The sequence below is a fragment of the Desulfopila sp. IMCC35006 genome (assembly GCF_005116645.1).
Taxonomy (GTDB): domain Bacteria; phylum Desulfobacterota; class Desulfobulbia; order Desulfobulbales; family Desulfocapsaceae; genus Desulforhopalus_A.
The window spans coordinates 13,890-28,204 of the sequence record NZ_SWCM01000011.1; the positions used below are offsets into that span (position 1 = coordinate 13,890).

Consider the following 14,315-nt stretch of genomic DNA (forward strand, 5'->3'; position numbering starts at 1 on the left):
TGAAATGACAAGTTGGCCTAATTTTTCATTTTTGATTTATTTATAAGTTCAGTCAATTTTGAATATTCAACAGGTGCGGAAATGCGATATTTTTTTGATACACTTTTTACTAAATCAAAGAACCACTCCCCGGCCTCTGGTGATATAATAATTTTTTCAATGATATCATTAGGCTTAATTTTGAGACGTAAAGGTGATGGTTGCTTAAGCGAACTTCTAGTGACTACCATTCTTACTTCTTTCTCAAATTCATATGCTTCATGCTTGAGACCAAAAGTATCGTAACTTAAGGTATAGATACCGTCTGGCAATCTACCTGAGTGATCAATGTAGGCGACTTCTTTAAATGTTACGCCTGTGATATCACACCAAAGAAAAGTTGACTGAATTAATTTTTCCAATGTAGTGATAATTGCAATTGATTGTTTTGATGCCCCATAGATTTTCCATAATGCCATATTGTCTTTTGGCCCTTTGGTCCAGCAACTCACATTATTTTTAATTCTATTCTCTTGTTCTTTTTCTAATATTGATAATGATCCTAGTTGCTTGATGACATCAGGATTTTTCTCATACATTTCTCTCATTTGTTCAGGAAGTGTTCCTTCAAGACTGTCTTCGAACTCTACAGCCGAGGCAACATATAGGGTTTTGGTACTAATAAGGTCAATAAATTTTGCCAAATCAAGATATCTCATCAAAACCATGTCGGTTTTTAGGGATACGTCAGAAGTAACTGGAAAATTGTCTCTTTTTTTATTGGTCATTTTTTAAAGAAGGCAGCAAGTTGTGAAGTAGTTTTTGTGAAGCAGTCATTTGAGCGTGTTTCACAGATGATGACTCATGTCTAGAGACATTGTAGGGCTATAGTGTAGCGTTTTATCAATTGTTACGCCCGAGGAAATGAGTCAATCTTCCGCTAAACAGTCGCAATTATTGAACGGTCAGGTTTAAAAAGATTTCGCGTAATTATCGATAAAACGTAAGAACTGTACCAGCTCCTCTTAATTACAATTAACCAGGAGTGCTCTCCGGATAATGAAGTGATTCTAGGTGGATAGAGAGGACTAAGGGGGGCTCTGAAGCAGAGGAATGCCGAAAAAAGGACGCACCAACAGCAAATACGGGTATTGTATGCTCCTGTACATTACCTGCGTCCGACGTACGCGGCCTTTCTTACGACCGTGAGTTTCAACGTCCCCTTTCCTTCCAACCAAAAAAATGAGAGCATGGCTGGCGAACTTCCTCGGACTCTTTCAATATTTCGAGGACGTAGGTTAAGCCTACTTTAGAAGGAGCCCCAATAGCAATCACTTTCAGTCAAATGAGTCGGTTGGTGATTTTTCACAACTGCATTGGTTCAAAAAAAACAACGCTATAATCTACCACCAGTCCGCGCAGCGGTTCAGTTCTTCCAACATATCTTGACCTTAGATCATTCCCTACACGTATCCACATTCGAGATGTTGTTGTGAAATACATACATGCTAGAAAATGACCTTTGGACCATTACAATCCTCTTGTGTACTTACAATCCGGAAACCCTGAACAACCTAAGAACTGGTTACCAACATGAGGCCCTTTTCGGGCTGTTCTCTGGACTAAAGACTTGCCACATTTGGGGCATGCTGTGTTATTTGAAAATCGGCTTTTCAGATTTGCGACATGTTCCCGTCCGGAAATATTTCCTTCTTTGAGTCTTTCTACTTTGCCGACAAACGCAGTAACTTCATCCTCAGAGAACACCCTTCTCTCAAAACTTTTAATGTAACGGGATAATCCACTTGTCATTACATTTCGTGGCAGCTCCGTTTTCAAACTCACGCTATCTCCGGTGAAGAATATTACGGATTGGACATTGTCATGATCTATGTTCAGAAACTGGGCTATAGCCTTTGTATGCCTATAGTTTTGGTGCATCGGGTTTTGAAATTTATACTTCTTGGCGTACAAAGACTGTGTCCACTGTTTTGCTCTTTCATTGCCAAATATCCACCCATTGATATTTTTTGTTTCGATTACGAAAACACCGTATCTGGAGATCAGAACATGATCAACCTGGGTGGTACCATTAAAGGTAGGAAATATAACGTTGTGAAATCGTCGATAATCGTTAGCATCCAGCTTCGCCCACATGCCAAACTGAGTCTCGATTTCTCCGAGCCAGCCTTTGAACAGATTAAACATTGTACAATTACCCCAAGGCCAATATTATTTCATTTAATCGTAACAATAGCCATGTTCAACGCTGATCATCATAACTAACTTTCATAGCCACCGCAATCAGACGATTTCTTGATTTCCTTTTTTTCTATTGATCCTTTCACAACGTCAAGCTTTAAAACTATATATGGATACAAATATATAGTTTTTTAAATATATATTTGTATAGCACAATAAACATACAAAACGTGAGAGAGTCCCTCTTCGCAACACCCTTTAAGGTGTTTCACACTGTTGCCCTAAATCCTTACGGAAAGCCAGTAATACAGAGCCAAGACGGATGTATTTTATGCAATCAAACACTTGCCGATTAATCATTCTAATGACAAACAACATTCGGTAAATACGAGAAAATATATCATGGGCCAGACCGCACAGTTGTTCTCAGCATAAAGAAATCTTATTGTTCTCAAAATGGAGACAAAACACCTTCTCAAAATCGGAACATGCAGTTGGAAATATGATTCCTGGCGGGGACTCATTTATTCTCAGGATAACGAGATAAATTTTCTCAAGGAATACAGCGAGCACTTTCAAACCGTCGAGGTTGACCAATGGTTCTGGTCTTTGTTTAAAGGGAATACCGTGGTCCTGCCGAAAACGAATGTTGTACTCGAATATGCCACGTCAGTACCACCAGGTTTCACCTTCAGCATCAAGGTTCCAAACAGCATCACCCTGACTCATCATTACAACAAACAGAAAAACGCCACGGCGGTTCCCAATCCATATTTCCTTTCCACTGAACTCATGGGAAAGTTTCTGCAAACATTGGAACCACTTGGCGATCACATTGGTCCCCTGATGTTTCAGTTCGAATATCTGAACAAGAATAAAATGGCCAGTATGGACCATTTTATTGAGATGTTTCAAGTCTTTCACAATGGTCTACCTGAAGGTTATCAGTATTGTATTGAGATTCGAAACCCGAATTATTTAAAGAATGAGTATTTTGATTTTTTAGCCGAACACCACTTGGGCCACGTTTTCCTGCAGGGGTACTATATGCCTTCGATATTTGAAATATACGAGAAGTTCAAAGGCCAACTGAGTGATCCGGTAGTGCTCAGACTTCATGGCTTAGATCGACAGGGAATTGAGGAGCGGACCAATAATGTCTGGGACAAGATTGTTGATCCGAGGGATGGCGAGCTGTTGAGTCTTAAAAGTATTGTGAATGATCTTCTTGAAAGGGGCCATCAGGTCTTCGTCAATGTAAATAACCACTACGAGGGAAGTGCTCCTCGCACTATTGAGAAGATCAACGCGCTTTTACAGCTTGCTTGAGAATAAAATGTCCCAACGCTGAGACACACCTTCTTATGATGACAAAATACGACGAGATTACCGAAGCCCGGAAAATACTGGACCTTCCTGAGCGAGCATCTCTGCATGACATAAGAGAAAATTATATAATATTACTGAACAAATGGCATCCTGACAAATGCGCGGAAGACAGTGAGAACTGCGCCGAGATGACAAGAAGAATAATCACTGCGTACAAGAGCATCATTGAGTACTGTAATCAGCATAAATTCTCCTTCACTGAAGAAGAAATAAAAAAAACCTGTTCAGTGGAAGAATGGTGGTTTGAACGATTTGGTAATACTCCCTGGTGGGGCAAGTAGGGTAATGCTATTTAACAGCAAACCAGGTACTGGACTTGATTGAACAGGAGAAATATACTGAGGCAGAAATTGTATGCGTAAAACTCATAGAACAATATCCCGAACAGATTGATGGACTGCACAGATACGCCGAATTGTACGAGGCGCGGGGGGAACTACAGAGGGCGGCTGATTACTATCACCCAACAGCAGACTTTGCCGAAAAGGCGGAAGGCTTCGGCAAAATATCTGCCGATTTTTTCAGAAAAAAGGCCACACAACTTGAAAGCTGACGACCAGGAAAGCTCTCAATTTATCGTACCGTTTCCAGCAAACCACCGGTGGGATGATCAGCACATTATGAGCGGTATTTTGTTATTTATTTAGACTGACAACACCGCTTCGATGAATTGAAAGCCACTGTGGACAAGGCAAAAGCAAAACCTATTTTGAGGCATTGGAAGGCCAGGAGATTCCAATGTTTAAAGCAAATATTAAAACCGCCAATTTACTTCAGGGTTTTATCATTCAGGATGGCTTTGCGCTTGAGCTCCCCGCCGGGTTAATACAGGGGGCATGTCCAGCAGGAAAGGCTGAGGATGGAGCGAATCAGAAGGTTCGGCAAATGAAGCATTTGGTCAAACTATCAGGATTGAGTATGAAACAGGATAAATACAAAAAAGAACAAAAAGCCAGGCAACAAGAAACGTCCATCGTTCGCTCCTCTGCGGCGGAATATCTCACATTTGTTGCGGCGACCGGCAAGGGGGGCGTTGAGGCCGTTTACGCGGATGAAAACATCTGGCTGACCCAGAAAATGATGGGCGTACTCTACGACGTTGAAACCCATACCGTCAACTACCACCTGAAAAAGGTGTTTTCCGACAGCGAACTCGAGGAAGATTCAGTTATTCGAAATTTTCGAATAACTGCCGCTGACGGTAAAAACTATAACACCAAGCACTATGACCTCTCTGCCATTATTGCCGTGGGTTATAAGGTCAATTCGGAACGTGCCGTACAGTTTCGAAAATGGGCGACCACCATCATTAGGGAATACACCATCAAAGCCTACGTGATGGATGATGAACGTATAAAAAGCGGCGGTTCTATCCTGACTGAGCGATACTTTGAAGAGCAGCTGCAGCGCATCCGGGAAATACGCCTGAGCGAGCGCAAGTTTTACCAGAAGATCACCGATATTTACGCCACGTCCATTGATTATGACGGAACCGCTCAAGCCACCAAACGATTCTTTGCAACAGTCCAGAATAAGCTGCATTGGGCCATTCACGGTCAGACGGCTGCCGAAGTGATTGTTGATCGGGCTGATCACCAAAAACAAAACATGGGACTGACTACATGGAAGGATGCGCCAAAAGGCAAGATCCAGAAGTTTGATGTCAGTGTGGCCAAAAATTATCTGACCGAAAACGAAATGGCGCAATTGCAACGCTTGGTTTCAGCCTATCTAGATGTCGCTGAGGATATGGCACTTCGTAAGATTCCGATGACCATGCAGGACTGGGAAACACGCTTGAACAAATTCATTGAAGCCACCGACCGGGAAATTCTGCAGGACGCTGGAAGGGTAACGGCGGAAATTGCCAAGGTCCATGCAGAAAGTGAATTTGAAAAATACAGAATTATTCAGGACCGGCTGTTTGAGAGTGACTTTGATCGGCTGTTGAAACAGTTGGAGCATAAGGATGATGGACAAGAATAAAATGAAATACTCATCTAAACTTCTGTACTAACCCCCAAGTCGTTAGCTAATGGTTCGAGAGATGACAATTGAATAGGAATTCCTGAATTTCTATTTTTTTAAGCTCTAAGTTCTTTTGCTTTTACGATTGGTCAGTAAAAAATCCCTGGCATTTGTAATCAGAAATCTCGGTAGTCTTTACACAAAGCTGTTTATTCTATGCGTTGTAAAGTTATACAGAAAAATTGTGAGTTAGGCAAAGTGCAAGATATCACACTATCAAGCCCTACTTATACACACACTGCAAGGTGATTTGTAAGCTGTGATTTAAAGCGGTTTGCAAAATCTGTCAGATCTGATCTCGATTCCTACAATTGAACGTAAGGATTTTTTTCGTTTTTTTTTACACGCTGTTTCTTGATTTCATTTCTTCCATTGCTTTTTGCGAAGCCCGTTTCTTAAATTATTTTGTTGGCATTCTGCGCATCATTTTCGATATATATATGTATAGCATAATATACATACAAACCTATATCGTTTCCCGTAATGCTTTCAAGAGCCGTTCACCTGTTGCACTCGTCCCCAGCACTATCAAGGCACGAATTGTAGCAGTTTCACTGATGTGCCGGTGACTCTCTTTGTTCATCGACGCGGTAATCTCTTTAAGCCTGGCAATATCATCATCATATAGTCGGTAAGCCTTCAACGATGGTTTTTTTCTTGAAGGCACCAAATCGAGACGTTCTTTGGAATCAGCTTTTGCGTCTGTCGTTTGAGCCAGCTTGGATTGGCCTGTAATTTTTTTAGTTGCCATATCTCAAAATCTCCTCGGTAAGTTCTTTGAAATCTTCGGCACCGTAAGATCTTGGGTCGAAAACCATCACAGGTTCATTATTCATTTGCGCTTGGTTAATGGCTTCATTTCTACGGATCACGGTTTTTAACAGATTTTTTCTATACGGTTCCAATTGTTCTTCGACAAATACATTGGAGAGCTTGTTGCGGGAGTCACGGGCATTCCTCAAAATCATATATTTAAAGTCGCTCGATTCTTTCACATCCTCGATCGACCGAAAAAGATCGGCAATACCATCCAAAGAATAACGTCCATAAATAGTCGGGATCAAAATCATGTCAGAGGTATAGATTGCATTGATCGTGAGGACGTTAACTGTTGGTGGACAGTCGATGATGATGAAATCGTAATCCTTTTCGATTTTTTTCAAATGATTATGAAGAAGCTTTTCCCTGTGGATTTTCGTTGTGATCTGCTCGGCAGTTATGGCCAGGTGGATATTGGAAGGAATAATAAAAAGATTTTCAACTGGCTCTTCATTTTCACCGAGCACTGCTTGACGAATGACATTGTCAATTTTAAACGATTTGCTCGAGAGCAGCTCATTGACTGTTTGATCTCTGGGAATGTCCGTGCAGAAGATAACAGAACTGTGTGCCTGGGGATCCATATCGATGAGAAGCGTCTTCTTTCCAGACATCGCCAGACAATATGCCATGTTAGTGGAAATCGTTGATTTCCCAGCACCACCCTTCTGGTTGAGTATTATTATTTTCATCGTGTTTTCCTGTAGTAAAGAACAAATTGTATGTATTTTTTGTTACATATAAATACAACTAAATAGTTATATAATAAAGTAAATAAATATTCATACCTTTGTATAGCATAAAAGATATAATAATCATCCAAAAAAAAGCCGCCCCCCGAAGGAGACGGCTGTGGTTGGTTGAATAGTTATGCGGCAATCGACATGGATTTCAATTCAGCCATCTTTTCAGTCAATACCCAAAGAGCCTGATTCAGCTTGATATTGCGATCAAGGGCTTTTACCGCTCTGGTAGTGACTTTTCGAGGGCCATCTTCTCCATTGACTTTGCCTTTTACTCCACCTTTAATGATATTTTCCTGGCATCGATTGAATGTCGTCCAAAGACTATTGTTACCATCGGCAAACCGACGCTGTGTCAACAACTGTTCCGGAGATATAGGCGCGTTATCCAAATCCTCATATACCAGCCTGTGAGCGGCTGTAGCATAGGCGATCTGCTCGTCGTATCCCAAACTGATACCTTTCAAATACTCCATTTGGTCGTTGATGACAGTTGCAGAAGCGGTGATTTTATCAGCCGATTCAACAAAATCATTTTGGTTAAATCCGACATGCCGATGGGTAAAGTTGGCAAAATCTGATGCGATCATCAAACCGTTGCCACAGACCAAACGCCAAACCGAAGCAATCAGTTTGAAGGAACTGCCCAGGTCGTGAGAATTATAGAGAACCAGGTCAACCCGCTCATCCTTCGGATTCATTTGAAAGTTTTCATTCCGGGTAAACCGAATACAATGCTTTTGAAATCCTTCCTTATCCTGGAGACGGGTGCTGCTCTGCTCTGCCTTGATCGGAAACCAGCCAGCATCACGCAGCAGGTCAACCGCATCTAAGGTTGGAACAAAGGTGTAACGGCTGGATACTTTATCTACAGGCTCAATTGCACCAGCAGCAGAAGCGTACTTAACGATCAGGTCATTGGTCATAAAAATAGGTGCGGTCATGGTCGTGTCTCCTTTGAGATTGAAACAATAGGGACAAGACCCCCGTCAGGGAAGTTTTGTCCCTGATAGGTTGATATTGATTGCGTAGAATTGAGCTAGCCCCGGTAAAAGGAAAACAAGCCGGGATAAGTGCCTTTCGCAGATTATTTTTTATTTTATGAACAAAAAAACAATCTGTAAGGCACTAAAACTGAATACCCATATCCGCTAAGGACGTTATATCATCCCCGACGATTATATGGTCCAGCACTATAACATCTATAATCTGCAAAATTTCTTTCAGTTTTTTGGTCAATTCAATGTCTTGTTGGGATGGGTCAGTTTTACCTGAAGGGTGGTTGTGAGCGAGGATAACCTTTGTAGCATTGAGCCGCAGGGTTTCCTTAACCACTTCACGAGGGTAAACTGTTGTTGAATCAATAGTCCCCTGGAACATCTCCTTCCAGGCCAGGATGCAGTTCTTGGTGTCCAGAAACAGACAACCAAAGACCTCATGTTGGTATGAAAAGATTTTTGAGGCTATTGCTTCCTTTGCCGCTTGTGAACTTCCGATAAATTCAGTTCCTCTTTTCAGTAAGGAGCGAGTACGGCTACGGCCCTCTTTAATAATTTCGGGGGTTGTCGCAGTGACGTACTGTCCTTGTTCGTCTAGGATAAATAACTTCATAGTCTATCTCCTCCTTTGATTTAAAGAGGGATAAGACTTTACTAAAGACAGAGGAGTTATTTTGCTTCTGATGTTTTGATTGCTGCGGGTTTCCGCAACAAAAAGCTTCTTTTGCAAGCGTTCTATTTCATTAGCAGCCAGAAAAAGCAGGATGCAATGGCCGAGGTTGTTTTTGTCGGTTCTTTTTGCAGTAGTCCGCATATTTCTCACTAAATTGACAATCATGGTCTTGTCTCCTTGGAGTGAATAAAAAAAAGGGACAAGACTTCCCCGTCAGGGAGGTTTTGTCCCTGGTGGGTTGATTGGTTTATGTTTGGCTAATCTTGATCTTGACGATCTTCCCGGTGGTCGGCTTCGAAATAATCAGCCATTAAATAATCCATTAAATCAGCTAATAAATCGGCCATTACTTCGAGGTCATAATAATATTCCATTATGATGCCTCCTGTGTGTCAGTATGGTCAGCGATGGCCTCAAAGAGATAGACGGGCTGATGAGGTTTCCATATCTCTCGTAACAGAGCTACGGGGTCATTACCTTCTACTATCCTCTGTAACCTTTCGATCTCGTTTGCGGCCTGTCTGAGCGTTTCCCCAAAAGGCCAGGTGCAATTATCAGCAGCGTCCGCATGTTCGCGTAACCGTGTAGTCAATTCAATCCTGATCGGCTTTGGGGTAATATCGACTTCAAATGGTTCGGCCATCATTTCGATTTCTGAATTATCCATAAGTTTTCCTCCGTAACGAAAAGGAACAAAACTTCCCCAAAAACAAAAAGGGGGTTGTCTTGCCCCTTGATGGGTTGGGTTAGTGGGTTATGCCGCTTTTCGTATTTCAGCCAGGACAAAATGCTTGCACTGGTCAGGCTTATAAATACGAATCGGCTTTTCGTTGATTGCACCGCAACCTTGTCGGTCGTACCAGCCTATCTTTCTGCCAGACCAGAAAACAAATCCGTCCTTGAGATCGAAGCGGTTGTTGTCGACATAAGCGATGGCTCCGGCCTTCTTGACATACACAGTCCCGCGAGCAACATACTCTTGCCTGATCGTGGCTTTACTGCCGGAGGCAGTACTCATGGTAGTTGTGGTCGTAATGGTGACATCCTGGTCATCGTCCATAGACAGATTGCTCAGCAACTCACGCTGCCGGTATCTGGTCCATGCTTCACTCATATCCTCGACCGCAACCTTGCCGGTCAAAGCCTTTGCCAGTTCGTACATCATGCTGTTTTCTGATTCAGATAATGCGGCCAGCCCTTTATCTGATAACTCGCCCTCTACTGCTAATGATGTTTCCATCTTTTGTGCCATGAGCGACAGAGCTTTTTCCTGCATGGTCTTTGAATAGGCCATGAAAAATACCCGTACCGGCTGATCTTGCCCAATACGCCATGACCTTCGGCTGGCTTGTCTGAGAGTGAAGACGGAATAACCACATTGAAAAAAGATGATTGTGGGAAACTCCAGGAGATCGAGTCCAGTTTTTACTAAATTGGGATTGCAAATAAGACAATCGTACAATTCCGTCTGAACCTGCTTTTTGAGCCAATCCTCTCGATTCTCCGGTTTTACGGTTTGACTGCGAAGGACCAGAGGCTTCATGTCATTTTTCTGAAGTTTTTCCTCTAATACAGGAAGCAAGTCCCGTGTGCCGGTATGTTCGACAAAGATCGCTACTTTTCTCCCTTGTTTCTTTTCAGCTGCTATAATCTCCAGCAACTTTTCTTCTTTGGGCAACTGGTCAATTTCCAAGCCAGGTGCAGAGGCAACTATTGTCTCACTCCCTGCAATCTCCAAGGTGATTTCCTCCCCATTCCGGCATCCATCGGGATACGCCAGCAAGGATTGAATCATTTTGCCCATAAGCCGCATATCACCACGAGCTAATGCTTCGCTGGTGGCATTTATGAGATCATATGAGAGTTGGTCATATTCCGGTTGTTGTTGGTCGGGTTCCAATGCTACAGGAACGATGATTTCTTCGTATTCCGGCAATGCGTCATTAACGTCGGCCAGACGTACAAAGGTCGAATGCTCAAGCAGCAGATCAGGCAGTAACAGGGGTGATATTCCTGGAGCTTCCTTGACCCGTGACTTCCCGAGCTTTCGGCCAATACTGGCAACATTGAGACTTGCATTGACATCCTTGCTGTCATAGGTGCGTTGCACAACTCCGTAGCGTTCTGCAAAATGCATTGACCTGCCAAACTCAAAGCCACCTGCCTTCATCTGACGAGGGAACATACGCCAGAGCAGATAAAAAAGATTTGAGCTGTAGCCGCCCATCAAAGTACCGGTAAGAGCAAGTACCTTTTTTGAGCGAGCGATAAGACAGGACATTGCTTGACCCTGGGCTGTACCGCCACCCTTGAGTTCATGCACTTCGTCCAGTATAAGTAGATCGAAAAAGTTCCTGGTGTGAAAAAACCGCTTCATAAACTCGGCCTTGGCGTAGCGGCGGACTTTCGTTCCATCTGCCATCCACATCGGGGCCTTGCAATGTTCGCATGATATGCACTTGTTGTTATCGTCATCGGTTGTTATTTGCCCACCGCATTCAGGACAACATTGCCTTCCAAAAACCCTAATCCGCTGGGGAATACGCTGGAAATGCAATTTAGCCCGCTCTTTGCCCATAACCCAAATCTCCATGCCAACAGGTTTTGTTGACGTGAGCTTACCTGCGATGAGCAGATCGAGGCTTTTCCCGTTGAGGTTGATGCAGTTGCATCCGGGGATGGTATCTTGTGCTTCCCGTATCCATTTCTTGACCAGGTGGCCAGGACATTGAATAAGGATGCGTTTGTGTGTTTTAGGAATCAGATGAGCAACGGCTAAACCCATAAAGGTTTTGCCCGTTCCCATCTCACCGACCATGAAAGCTGCCTTGTGATCTTCTTTGAAAAAAGACCTGGCTACTGGCAAGATGCCTTTTCTGGTTTGAGACTCAAACGGTTTCCGCAGTAATTGCTGTAACTTTTCTCTGGCCTGTGAATCCCAATCGTCTTCCGCTTTCAGCGAATAGACAGGGTTCATGTTTTGAATGACTTGATTCTTAAGCATATCGCCCCATTCATCCAGAAACTCGGCCAACTTGACGGTTTTTGGTCCGTCAATTACTGGTTCGACAATATCAGTGATAGCTGCCATAATTCTCCCTTTTGATAGTTGAACAGAGGAGAATATGGCCCCTAGAGGGGAAATATACTCCCCCTGTTTGGGTTAGGTTGTCCAATTGATTGGCTACTGTATCTCGCCGGTCTTGATTGCTTCCAGCACATGCAACTCTAAGGTCTCATCGCTTGGGATATTTACCAGATACGCTTCCTGAAAATCCTCGTCGCCGAAGCTATAAAGTTTTTCAGGGGATATCATTTTCTCCCAGAGCCACTCTTGCCATTGTGGTTTGAGTGGAATGGTGGTTGCTTTATCAACACGGCGGAAGGCTCGTTCCTGCACGGTAGGCAGATCAGAACCAAAGACAGTTGCATGATTTGAAGATTCGTTTAAACCTGTTGCAACCAGCACCTTGTTTACTACCTCACCGATCTTGCGGGTGCGGCAGGTGCGGATTGAGCCGGAAAAACGAAGGTCAGCTGACTCGTCATTATTGCCAGACACCCTGCAAACAGCCTCGCCGCCATAAATGAGCGCAGACATGGCTTTTACATGAGAAGGCGAACCGATAAGGCTCAACAAACAGCCTTGGTATTCTCGGTCTGACCTTCTTACTATCAGGGCATTGGAATAACAAACGAATCCAACACATTTTATGATGAGGTATCGTGTTGTCATTTGATTTCTCCTTGAGGTAATGACTAAAATGGGAGAAATCCCCTGTGCGGGAGGTTTCTCCCGTAAGGGTTTGATGAGGGTTGAATGTGCCACTACTGCACGGTAATCAATTCAGCAGTTTGCATGTCAATGACTTTGACGGTCGGAATGTACTGGTCTTTGGTGGTGATCGAACCGCCGCCGGTCTCGTTTTCATGAACCTGGACAATCGTCTCGATTTTTTTGATAACACCTTTGATAACCAACTGCCGGCCATCTTTTTCAATGGCTCCGTTCATGTATCCTCCGGCCAGCATGAGAGCCAGGTGGCCGTTTGCAAGCGAAGTCAATGGACGAATATTATTGTTTTTGGTAGGGATAAGTTCTTTCAAAACATCTTGAAGAATCCCTGCCTTGTTAATCACTGGAATTGCTTCCAATGGGTCAAGGCGATTTATACGGAAGTTTACTGGCTTGTCTGCCTTGGGAATAACGATTGGGGCCATAGTTTCCAGTGGCCATACTTCGCTTTGAAACTCCGCAGGTAGCATGCCAGCCAATTCTTCCAGGTGTTCCTGGGTTGCTTTGGCTGTTGTTTCTGTTACCGCTACTTTCTTCTCTCCAAAGACAATGCACTGCTTGAAAGTGTGAAAATCTTCATCTGGAAACCCCACTATCTGTAGCTTGAAATTACGGGCCAGTGTCCTAGCGCAATGTTTCAGCACATAATAGGGGATAACAAAAACGAGAATGCCACCAATCTGCAATGTCCGGATATAGGAACGTAAAAACTGATGTTCCAGTCTTCTGTCCGAATTGTCGTCTGAATTGATTGCGGTATCGTAGGGAGGGTTGAGATAGAGCAAGCCGAAGGATTGAGCGGATACTCTTGCCTCGGTAAGTGCATCACCCCATACTGCCTTGAAAAGCTGTGATTTGGCTTTCGTGGCTCGCTGGTGGTCAAGCTCAACGCCATAGGTTATGGTGTCGGGGCTTGCCAGTCGGCACAGAGTGTTTCCGTACCCGCAGCAAGGGTCTAATGCTCTTGCGTCTTTTTCAAAAGAAATTTTTGTTTTAAGCAGGGAAACAACACTATCCGGGGTAGGATAGAATCCTGCTTTTGCTTGGGATGCGAGTCGTGCCATATCTTGTTTCCTTTTGGTTAAAAAAAAATATAAAAAAAGGGCAAGACACTCCCGGCAGGGGATGTTTTGCCCCTGGTGGGTGATACTTATTTTATCGGCTCTGTCAGATTAACCCCGGTAAACGGGAAATAAGCCGGGATAAGTTCCTTCACGAAATTCTTTCCCAAGAAGCAAGAAAAGAATTTCTAAGTCACTAAAACGGAACTTCCATGTCCGACGATGGTGGGTTATCCCCATTATTTCCATGAACAGCCGAAGACGAGGCAGTTTCCTTATCAAAGTTTTTACCACCAAGCATTTCCATGCTCTTGGCAATAATCTCAGTGGTGTAACGAGTAATACCGTTCTCTTCCCACTTTCTGGTTTGCATCTTGCCCTCAATATAGACTTTCGAGCCTTTCTTGAGGTGATCTCCGCAAATTTCGGCCAGTCCTTTCCAGGCAACAATTTTGTGCCAGTCTGTATGCTCCTGTTGTACTCCGTTTGCATCCTTCCACTTTTCAGTAGTAGCGATAGAAAAAGTTGCCACAGCAGCACCTTTTTGGGTGTAACGCATTTCGGGGTCATTGCCTAAATTGCCGATTACCATTGCTTTGTTCATGATGTTCTCCTTTTTTGGTTGTT

The 14,315-nt window shown here is 43.4% G+C and carries 16 protein-coding genes; 4 read left to right on the top strand and 12 right to left on the bottom strand.

Going from position 1 to position 14,315, the window contains the following annotated elements; genetic code table 11:
- Positions 1–17: 17 nt before the first annotated feature.
- A complete protein-coding gene (locus FCL47_RS17095) occupies positions 18–767 on the bottom strand; it encodes a hypothetical protein (protein WP_136814755.1) in 750 nt (249 codons plus the stop codon).
- Positions 768–1,509: 742 nt separating this feature from the next.
- Positions 1,510–2,187 carry a nuclease-related domain-containing protein gene (locus FCL47_RS17100; protein WP_136814967.1) on the bottom strand — a complete coding sequence of 226 codons (678 nt, stop codon included), beginning with the start codon at positions 2,185–2,187 and terminating at the stop codon, positions 1,510–1,512.
- 450 nt (positions 2,188–2,637) lie between these two features.
- Here FCL47_RS17100 and FCL47_RS17105 point away from each other — a divergent pair, with 450 nt between their 5' ends.
- From FCL47_RS17105 to FCL47_RS17120, 4 genes are all read left to right on the top strand, one after another.
- The gene (locus FCL47_RS17105; RefSeq protein ID WP_136814756.1) at positions 2,638–3,510 is read left to right on the top strand and encodes a DUF72 domain-containing protein; all 873 of its coding nucleotides are present in this window, start codon (positions 2,638–2,640) and stop codon (positions 3,508–3,510) included.
- 35 nt (positions 3,511–3,545) lie between these two features.
- Positions 3,546–3,851 carry a J domain-containing protein gene (locus FCL47_RS17110; RefSeq protein WP_240744280.1) on the top strand — a complete coding sequence of 102 codons (306 nt, stop codon included), beginning with the start codon at positions 3,546–3,548 and terminating at the stop codon, positions 3,849–3,851.
- 35 nt (positions 3,852–3,886) lie between these two features.
- Complete coding sequence (locus FCL47_RS17115; RefSeq protein WP_205747350.1) at positions 3,887–4,123, top strand: hypothetical protein; 237 nt, start codon at positions 3,887–3,889, stop codon at positions 4,121–4,123.
- Between the two features lie 365 nt (positions 4,124–4,488).
- Entirely contained in the window at positions 4,489–5,556 is a 1,068-nt protein-coding gene (locus tag FCL47_RS17120; protein WP_136814973.1) for a virulence RhuM family protein, read from the top strand.
- Positions 5,557–6,064: 508 nt separating this feature from the next.
- On the opposite strand, the gene FCL47_RS17125 is transcribed toward FCL47_RS17120, so the two are convergent.
- The 10 genes from FCL47_RS17125 to FCL47_RS17170 all read right to left on the bottom strand — a co-directional run bounded on the left by FCL47_RS17125 (position 6,065) and on the right by FCL47_RS17170 (position 14,292).
- Positions 6,065–6,349, bottom strand: coding sequence for a hypothetical protein (locus tag FCL47_RS17125; RefSeq protein ID WP_136814757.1), 285 nt, complete (start codon positions 6,347–6,349; stop codon positions 6,065–6,067).
- Positions 6,339–7,109, bottom strand: a complete 771-nt coding sequence (locus FCL47_RS17130) for a ParA family protein (RefSeq protein ID WP_136814758.1) — start codon at positions 7,107–7,109, stop codon at positions 6,339–6,341. The genes FCL47_RS17125 and FCL47_RS17130 overlap by 11 nt, the downstream gene beginning before the upstream one ends.
- A 176-nt stretch (positions 7,110–7,285) precedes the next feature.
- Positions 7,286–8,104, bottom strand: coding sequence for a DUF932 domain-containing protein (locus tag FCL47_RS17135; RefSeq protein WP_136814759.1), 819 nt, complete (start codon positions 8,102–8,104; stop codon positions 7,286–7,288).
- Between the two features lie 184 nt (positions 8,105–8,288).
- On the bottom strand, positions 8,289–8,771 hold the full coding sequence (gene radC / locus FCL47_RS17140) for a DNA repair protein RadC (RefSeq protein ID WP_136814760.1): 483 nt from the start codon (positions 8,769–8,771) through the stop codon (positions 8,289–8,291).
- Between the two features lie 3 nt (positions 8,772–8,774).
- Positions 8,775–8,996, bottom strand: a complete 222-nt coding sequence (locus FCL47_RS17145; protein WP_136814761.1) for a hypothetical protein — start codon at positions 8,994–8,996, stop codon at positions 8,775–8,777.
- A 208-nt stretch (positions 8,997–9,204) separates the two neighbouring features.
- Complete coding sequence (locus FCL47_RS17150; protein ID WP_136814762.1) at positions 9,205–9,498, bottom strand: hypothetical protein; 294 nt, start codon at positions 9,496–9,498, stop codon at positions 9,205–9,207.
- Between the two features lie 87 nt (positions 9,499–9,585).
- Positions 9,586–11,922: a DEAD/DEAH box helicase gene (locus tag FCL47_RS17155; RefSeq protein WP_136814763.1), complete on the bottom strand. Its 2,337-nt coding sequence runs from the start codon at positions 11,920–11,922 to the stop codon at positions 9,586–9,588.
- A gap of 93 nt (positions 11,923–12,015) precedes the next feature.
- Positions 12,016–12,468, bottom strand: coding sequence for a hypothetical protein (locus tag FCL47_RS17160; protein ID WP_136814764.1), 453 nt, complete (start codon positions 12,466–12,468; stop codon positions 12,016–12,018).
- A 191-nt stretch (positions 12,469–12,659) separates the two neighbouring features.
- The gene (locus FCL47_RS17165; protein ID WP_136814765.1) at positions 12,660–13,691 is read right to left on the bottom strand and encodes a DUF6094 domain-containing protein; all 1,032 of its coding nucleotides are present in this window, start codon (positions 13,689–13,691) and stop codon (positions 12,660–12,662) included.
- 193 nt (positions 13,692–13,884) lie between these two features.
- Positions 13,885–14,292: a single-stranded DNA-binding protein gene (locus tag FCL47_RS17170; protein ID WP_136814766.1), complete on the bottom strand. Its 408-nt coding sequence runs from the start codon at positions 14,290–14,292 to the stop codon at positions 13,885–13,887.
- Positions 14,293–14,315: the final 23 nt, after the last annotated feature.

Excerpts from the sequence above, each read along its gene's own strand:
- FCL47_RS17095 (WP_136814755.1), bottom strand. The coding sequence starts at position 767 with ATGACCAATAAAAAAAGAGACAATTTTCCAGTTACTTCTGACGTATCC.
- FCL47_RS17100 (WP_136814967.1), bottom strand. The coding sequence starts at position 2,187 with ATGTTTAATCTGTTCAAAGGCTGGCTCGGAGAAATCGAGACTCAGTTT.
- FCL47_RS17105 (WP_136814756.1), top strand. The coding sequence starts at position 2,638 with ATGGAGACAAAACACCTTCTCAAAATCGGAACATGCAGTTGGAAATAT.
- FCL47_RS17110 (WP_240744280.1), top strand. The coding sequence starts at position 3,546 with ATGATGACAAAATACGACGAGATTACCGAAGCCCGGAAAATACTGGAC.
- FCL47_RS17120 (WP_136814973.1), top strand. The coding sequence starts at position 4,489 with ATGAAACAGGATAAATACAAAAAAGAACAAAAAGCCAGGCAACAAGAA.
- FCL47_RS17125 (WP_136814757.1), bottom strand. The coding sequence starts at position 6,349 with ATGGCAACTAAAAAAATTACAGGCCAATCCAAGCTGGCTCAAACGACA.
- FCL47_RS17130 (WP_136814758.1), bottom strand. The coding sequence starts at position 7,109 with ATGAAAATAATAATACTCAACCAGAAGGGTGGTGCTGGGAAATCAACG.
- FCL47_RS17135 (WP_136814759.1), bottom strand. The coding sequence starts at position 8,104 with ATGACCGCACCTATTTTTATGACCAATGACCTGATCGTTAAGTACGCT.
- radC (WP_136814760.1), bottom strand. The coding sequence starts at position 8,771 with ATGAAGTTATTTATCCTAGACGAACAAGGACAGTACGTCACTGCGACA.
- FCL47_RS17145 (WP_136814761.1), bottom strand. The coding sequence starts at position 8,996 with ATGATTGTCAATTTAGTGAGAAATATGCGGACTACTGCAAAAAGAACC.
- FCL47_RS17150 (WP_136814762.1), bottom strand. The coding sequence starts at position 9,498 with ATGGATAATTCAGAAATCGAAATGATGGCCGAACCATTTGAAGTCGAT.
- FCL47_RS17155 (WP_136814763.1), bottom strand. The coding sequence starts at position 11,922 with ATGGCAGCTATCACTGATATTGTCGAACCAGTAATTGACGGACCAAAA.
- FCL47_RS17165 (WP_136814765.1), bottom strand. The coding sequence starts at position 13,691 with ATGGCACGACTCGCATCCCAAGCAAAAGCAGGATTCTATCCTACCCCG.
- FCL47_RS17170 (WP_136814766.1), bottom strand. The coding sequence starts at position 14,292 with ATGAACAAAGCAATGGTAATCGGCAATTTAGGCAATGACCCCGAAATG.